Annotated in this window: 7 protein-coding genes; 1 reads left to right on the top strand and 6 read right to left on the bottom strand. The window is 48.0% G+C overall.

The features are described from left to right. The 5 genes from VIM72_RS09355 to VIM72_RS09335 all read right to left on the bottom strand — a co-directional run. Positions 1 to 264, bottom strand: a 264-nt coding sequence (locus VIM72_RS09355) for a hypothetical protein (RefSeq protein ID WP_332002572.1), incomplete at its 3' end; no start/stop codon positions are given. Positions 265 to 357: 93 nt separating this feature from the next. Next, on the bottom strand, positions 358 to 945 hold the full coding sequence (locus VIM72_RS09350; RefSeq protein ID WP_332002571.1) for an RNA polymerase sigma-70 factor: 588 nt from the start codon (positions 943 to 945) through the stop codon (positions 358 to 360). 151 nt (positions 946 to 1096) lie between these two features. Beyond that, complete coding sequence (locus tag VIM72_RS09345) at positions 1097 to 2416, bottom strand: hypothetical protein (protein ID WP_332002570.1); 1320 nt, start codon at positions 2414 to 2416, stop codon at positions 1097 to 1099. Positions 2417 to 2606: 190 nt separating this feature from the next. Further along, positions 2607 to 2939, bottom strand: a complete 333-nt coding sequence (locus tag VIM72_RS09340; protein ID WP_332002569.1) for a hypothetical protein — start codon at positions 2937 to 2939, stop codon at positions 2607 to 2609. 153 nt (positions 2940 to 3092) lie between these two features. Beyond that, positions 3093 to 3506 carry a DoxX family protein gene (locus VIM72_RS09335; protein WP_332002568.1) on the bottom strand — a complete coding sequence of 138 codons (414 nt, stop codon included), beginning with the start codon at positions 3504 to 3506 and terminating at the stop codon, positions 3093 to 3095. A gap of 138 nt (positions 3507 to 3644) precedes the next feature. On the opposite strand from VIM72_RS09335, the gene VIM72_RS09330 reads away from it, so the two are divergent. Then, positions 3645 to 5552, top strand: coding sequence for an AAA domain-containing protein (locus tag VIM72_RS09330; RefSeq protein WP_332002567.1), 1908 nt, complete (start codon positions 3645 to 3647; stop codon positions 5550 to 5552). On the opposite strand, the gene VIM72_RS09325 is transcribed toward VIM72_RS09330, so the two are convergent. Further along, entirely contained in the window at positions 5539 to 6462 is a 924-nt protein-coding gene (locus tag VIM72_RS09325) for an alpha/beta hydrolase (RefSeq protein ID WP_332002566.1), read from the bottom strand. The two genes, VIM72_RS09330 and VIM72_RS09325, sit on opposite strands and share 14 nt — an antisense overlap. Positions 6463 to 6741: the final 279 nt, after the last annotated feature.

The raw sequence follows: 6741 nt of genomic DNA, 5'->3' as shown, positions 1-6741 counted from the left end.
TACAATACCAGCAATACAGGCCGCGGCTTTCCAGTAACGGAACCAGGGTTTTATCGCAACAGGTTGCCCGTGTTTATTGATACGCTGTACCAGGCGGTTGTAGCCTTCCTTCCTGGCGGCTTCTTTTTCCGCTTCGGGCATGGAGTCAAAAGCATGTTCATCGCCGGTTGCATCCAGCCACTGCTCCAGCTCCGCTGCTTCTGAAGGTTCCAGCGTGCCATTCAGGTATTTTTCGATTAAATTTTTAAGTTCCTGGTTGTTCATCAGTTTTTCGCACTTGTATTTAATCAGGCCGGGAATAGTGTCCCTATAGATAAGTACACCGGGAAAACAGTAACACCTACTTCTTAAAAAAAATTATTGCCCGATCAGCAGGAAAATAATAAACAAATGATGGCCCAGCACCATCCGCAGTTGCCGGAGTGCTTTGGTAAGATGGTTTTCCACTGTTTTATGCGAGATGTTCAGCGTGTTGGCAATGTCGGTAATGGAAAGGTGCTCATGACGGCTCATCCTGAATACCTGCTGGCATTTCTCCGGCAGGCGGGATACTTCTTTCTCCATGGTATTTTTCAGGTCCGTAGCAGCAATATGCTCTTCGTTGGAATTATCCGACTGCTCTCCGGGAGCAAGATTACTGATATAGATCCTGCGGATGCGGTCTGATTTGAGATAATTGAGCAGCTGGTATTTTACAGCGGTGAACAGGTAGGCGCTAAGCGAGTGTGTGAGCTGCAGTTCCTTATGCTTTTTCCAGAGAGAGAAAAATACTTCCTGGATGATCTCTTCCGCTACCTCTTTACTCTTTAACCTGTTGTAAACATATCCGTATAAGCGGGGCCAGTATTCATTGTAAATGGCCTCATAAGCGCCCATATCGCCTTCTTTCAATAAGGCTAATATGGCAGGTTCATCTGATTGATTATATTTTTTAATAATATTCAATATTTTCGCTTATTCAGATGTTATAAGCATAAACAAACAAAAAAAATATCAATTATCATAATAATAAACCGATTATTTATGTTCCAACACTTAAATAAAACGATTTTTTATAGATAAGACATTCATTAACATGATAAAAATAGCAACCCCGTTACTCCAGGTATTGTTGTAGCCATTGCATACAATCAACGGGGTTTACAATAGACCAGGAATGGGGATGCCTGGCCCCATCGAGCCGGTATCCTTTACCATAGGCATTAATGAAAACGGCCTGTTTGTTTCCCAGGCGTTGCAGGGTGGCAATGGCGGCCGACTGATCCAGGGCATTCATATCATAGAGGTCTGCATTCCTGTTTTCCAGCCACCAGTTTACGTCCACATCATTGTAGATGCGCAACGGCACCTTTGCCAGGTATTTAATATTGCCGCCGTCTTTTTCTTCACGGGAGTAAGCGGAAAAATACACATACTGTTTACGTGTATCCGTGGGCGTGCCGCCAATGTATTTCTTAAACTCGTTGATGATATACTGCGGCTCCTGCGCCTGTGGATTTTTTGCTATCAACCGTTGCTCCGTATCATACATATGCGCCAGGTCCATGGGCCCGTCTACGCTGTATACCGCCACCGGGCGGATAGCCGTAAGCTGACTATCCATATGGGCCAGTTCTGTATAGCGGATGCTGAAAAGACCACCCATAGAGAATCCACCGAGCACAAATTTATCTTTGGGCAGTGCATACTTTTCTGCTGCGTGGAGAAATACCGTATTTAAAAAATCCAGCACCTCTTTATTCAATGTAAGCCGCTGGTTTACCGAAGGTACTATCACAGCGATATTGCGGTCGTAAGCCAGCTGGCATAAAGCTTTATTGCAGCTCAGCACATATTCCACCCGGTCCCATGTTCCCGGCAACAATACAATTACGCCCTTCACTTTCCCGGTTGGCACCAGGGCGTAGTACAACAGGTCTTTTGCATTGTTGTCGTTTATGTAGATGTCGGAACTGTCGTTATGCGAGACGATATTCTTATGCAGGTTTTCCCGGTAGCTGCTGTCAAGATCCAGCAGTTCCCCGTTGGTGAAGTTGCCTTCCAGTTTCCGGCCGGTGTTGCCAAAAGTAATTTTGCCGTAGCCATGCAATACGCCCTGTGCAAAGGTTCCCTCTTGTACCACGCCGCCCGGGAAAGTATACTTCCCTTGTCCGTTAGGATTACCGGCTTTCATGTCGCCTTCATACCGCGATACTTCGTTGCCTTTAACGTACCATATCAGTGTGCCGTTGCCCTCCGCTTTTTTGGCTTTGCAGGCGCCGCTCCAGGAAATAGTAAGACTATCAGCGGGAGAAAAACCGCCATTGACCCATACCTGGCAACCGCTGCGTTTATCGGTGATAAATTTTCCGGGTTGCGACTGGCCGGAAGCGGCGAAAGAAAAGAAGCTGAATATTACAAACAGGTAGTTCTTCATAAAAGCAAATCAGTACCGGAAAATACAGTTATGTTATGTATCCGCCAAAATTGGACATTTGGTAACACTGGTACGGGTTAAAAAACGGGTTTGTTTTTTAAAAAGAGGTTAACATCTGCTTCGATCTTACAATGGGTTAAGCGCTACAGTTTACTTTGAAAGATGCCTTTCCTGAAGGCACTTATCTTTTCTAGCGCGACATAAAATAGCCCAGTAACGCCATAGCGGTGATACTGGCAATATCATTCCACCGGAACGGGGGTGTTGCTTCCCAGTTAGGTATGGCCGGATATTGCTGATGAGATGGATATGCTCCGTAAATAACACTTCTGCCACTGGCGCTGTCGCTTACGGTTTGCAGGTACTGGCGCCATTGCCACGGCCTTGCGAGAGAATCTGTATTGATAATGGGAAACGGCGCTGTTTGTTTCCCAACGGGATGATTACCCTGCTGTGCATGTACCGTAAAAGTGGCCATGGCAGCCAAACAGGTGACGAGTAAATATTTTTTAAGTAATTCCATGATCATCGTTCTTCTATATGTTGGACGCATGGCAACAGCGGTTCCCCTATGCGCCCGGTCATTTTTTTTATGGCATATAAAAAAGCCCTTGTACCGCAAGGGAATACAAAGGCTTTTTCTTTTATATAGTGACACTTATTGAGGTTCCGGCAATTACGCCCGCTGGCTTTGTATGGGAAAAAGCGCCCGCAGTGCAGGGATACGCAGGAAGAGGCTTACCCAAACCAGGATACCGAATACCACCGGGAAATAGTAAGGCTCATTTATTCTTGACATAATAGCCACCGCACCGCCCAGGTAGCAGCTCACCAATATTGCGCCCAGCACTGCCGTGCGCGGGATGGCGTATAAAATGGTGGCGATCAGCAGCACGATGCCTATGCCCTGTACCTGCTCTGCCGGCCAGCCCAGCTTTACGCTGCCTTCCATGGAATAAATATTTTTGATGACTTTCATGATGGCGTCAACCAGTAGAAAAAGTACACACAGGATGGTGATTACCCAGCCGGTCACATTGGCGGCTTTAGAAGGATTTTTTGTGCTCATATAAAGTGTTTGCGCTTCCATATACAGTTAATTTTTTTGTTTTTAATTTTGATTGATTAACGATACAAACTTACCGGGATTTGCGGGCATTGCTGCTGGTCGAATACGACATTCTTCATGGTTGATTGCGACAATTCAGGAACAACTTACCTTTGCGCCATGGATTATTTCAAAAAGCAGCTTGAATTACTGAAAACAGAGCGGGAAGAAGACCAGCGATCTTACAAAGAAATGACAGCATCCACGTCTGTGGCCGACCGCAGGGCTAACGGCCTTACCTGGTACCCGGTTGCCATCAGGGGATCGGAAATGAGCCGGGGCGATTATCTCACCGTGGAAGTAGAGCGTACCACCCACCAGGACCTGCCGCATCAGCTGCGGTTTGGGGCCGCTGCCACTTTATTCTCCAATCATGATCCAAAGCAGGACCATCTTGATGGCACCATTACCTACCAGGGTGGCAACCGGCTGAAAATCACCCTGCGCACCGATGAGCTGCCGGAATGGGCCAGCGACGGCAAACTGGGCATCGACCTGCTTTTTGATGACAACAGCTACGATGAAATGCAGAACGCCCTTAAACAGGCGGATGCCCTGCAGGATAAAGCACAGGAAGGAAGACTGATACAGATCCTCACCGGGCAGAAAAAACCCGTATTCCATCCGGATATTACCCCGTATGTAAATCCCTCACTGAATGCCTCTCAGCAATCGGCCGTTAATAAAATATTATCTGCCGGCGACCTGGCCATTGTACATGGCCCGCCGGGAACGGGAAAAACCACTACCCTGGTACAGGCCGTGAAGGCGCTGATCAAACAGGACCAGCAACAAATACTGGTGGTAGCGCCCAGCAATGCCGCAGTGGACCTGCTCAGCGAAAAGTTGTCGGACGAAGGACTGAACGTATTGCGGGTAGGTAACCCCGCGCGGGTGTCAGAGCGGCTTACAGCGCTTACGCTCGACAGTAAAATATCCGAACATTCCAGTATCAAAGAAATCAAGCGACTGAAAAAACAGGCCAATGAATTCCGCGATATGGCCCATAAATACAAACGCAATTTTGGTAAAGCCGAAAGGGAACAACGCAAAGCCCTGTTCGACGAGGCCCGCAAGATCATGAAAGAAGTGGGCAATACGGAACAGTATATCATCGACGACCTGATCTCCAAAGCGCAGGTGATCACCGCTACCCTGGTGGGCGCCAATCACTATACCGTAAAAAACCTGAAGTACCACACGGTGGTAATAGATGAAGCCGGGCAGGCGCTGGAACCTGCCTGCTGGATCCCCATCCTGAAAGCACAGAAGGTGATCCTTGCCGGCGACCATTGCCAGTTGCCACCTACCATCAAATCGGATGAAGCTGCCCGCAACGGCCTCAGTACCACCCTGCTGGAAAAGTGTACTGCCCTGCATCCGGAGAGCGTAACGCTGCTGGAAGAACAGTATCGTATGCACACCACCATTATGGGATATTCTTCCAATATCTTTTACGAAGATAAATTAAAGGCGCATGCCTCTGTGGCCGGGCGCCTGTTGTTTTCCGGCGACAGCCCCCTCAGCTTTGTAGATACCGCCGGCTGTGGTTTTGATGAGCAGGCGGATGGTACCAGCACCACCAATCCCGAGGAAGCTGCTTTCGTTTTCAAACATCTTACCCAGCTGGTTACCGCGCTGGGAGCGCATTACCAGCCGAAAGACTTTCCTACGGTGGCAGTTATATCTCCCTACAAACAACAAATACAATTATTAAAAGAGCAACTACAGCACTCTCCATTGCTGCAGCCCTATGCCGATAAAATTTCCGTGAACACTATTGACAGTTTCCAGGGACAGGAACGCGATATTGTATACATCAGCATGACGCGCAGCAACACGGAAAATAAAATCGGCTTTTTATCAGATATCCGCCGGATGAATGTAGCAATGACCAGGGCGCGCAAAAAACTGGTAGTGATAGGCGACAGCGGCACGCTTTCCCAGCTGGCGTTCTATGCCGGCTTTATCAGCTATGCAGAGCGCCAGAATGCCTACCAGAGCGCCTGGGAGTTTATGGACGTATAACGGCGGCAGTCATTGCTTTTTCCAATACCTGGTTAAACGCAGCGGGTTGTTCAAACATCGGGAAATGCCCGGCCGCCTGGATCCAGTGCAGTTGTATACCCGGGCGTATGCCCTGCAGCTCATAGGTATAAAAAGCCAGCGGGTCCTGGCGGCTGCCTATCACCGTGATGGGGCCTTTATACCGGGGCAGTTTTTTGCTGAGATCAAAATGTACCCGCTGAAGGTCTGTTACCATCAGTGTTTGCATACGGACATTGGGTTTGGCAATATAAATTTTGGCCATGAGGCTGTCGATGTCCGCCTTGTTGTAAATGTATGCCAGTCGTACTGTACGGTTAAACAACGCGCTGTCTTTTCCATCCGCCTTGCCTGCTTCGATCTTCTTATTCAGCGCTTCCATTGTTTCCAGGTCCTGTACGCCCAGTCTTGCCCGCAGGTTATTCATGTGCGTAGTCATAAAATCGGCCGAAAACTTATAGTAGCCAGGGTTGGCGAGCACCAGCGCCTTTACTTTTTCCGGGTGGGCCGCAGCAAAGCTCATGGCCAGCATAGCGCCCCAGGAATGGCCGTAAATAACCACCCTGGAGATGCCTTCCTTTTCCAGCAGCCGCTGAATATCGGCCACCGCCTCTTTCAGGTTAATAGTAGTAGAATCGAACGGCACGGGGATAGACAAGCCCGTACCCCGCTGTTCCGGCAAAATAGCGCGGTAGTGTTTTCCCAGCTCAATGGCCACTGCTTCCTGTTGCAGGCAGGAGTTACCCGGACCGCCGGATAGCACGATCACAGGAGCACCTTTCCCATATGTATGATAATACAGCCAACCATTAGGGTATTTCAGTGAATCCAGTTGCTGCGCATGGCCGGGTAAACAATACAGCAACGTGGTTAACAATAACAATAATCTCATAAGACGGTTTTTCGAAGCAGTAAAATAGGTGATTTTATGCATATAAGACGTGCATACCGCCCCAACCCTCTGCCCGTAAGGTTAAATAAATCCTTGCCGCGCAGGTAAAAAAGCGTAACTTTGCGCGCTTTCGGGTAAGATAAATGGTAGCCTGCTCATAATGATCAGCCTGTTTATTTTTTGAATAAATACATTATGAGTAAAATTGCTGATTACAGGAAGTTATTGGGCGTTACCAAAACTACTGAAGTAAAAGAATTAAAATCGATTTACAGGAAC

Origin of the sequence: Chitinophaga sp., assembly GCF_036569185.1 — a bacterium.
Classification (GTDB): Bacteria; Bacteroidota; Bacteroidia; order Chitinophagales; family Chitinophagaceae; genus Chitinophaga.
This window is presented reverse-complemented; position numbering and strand designations above follow the sequence as displayed.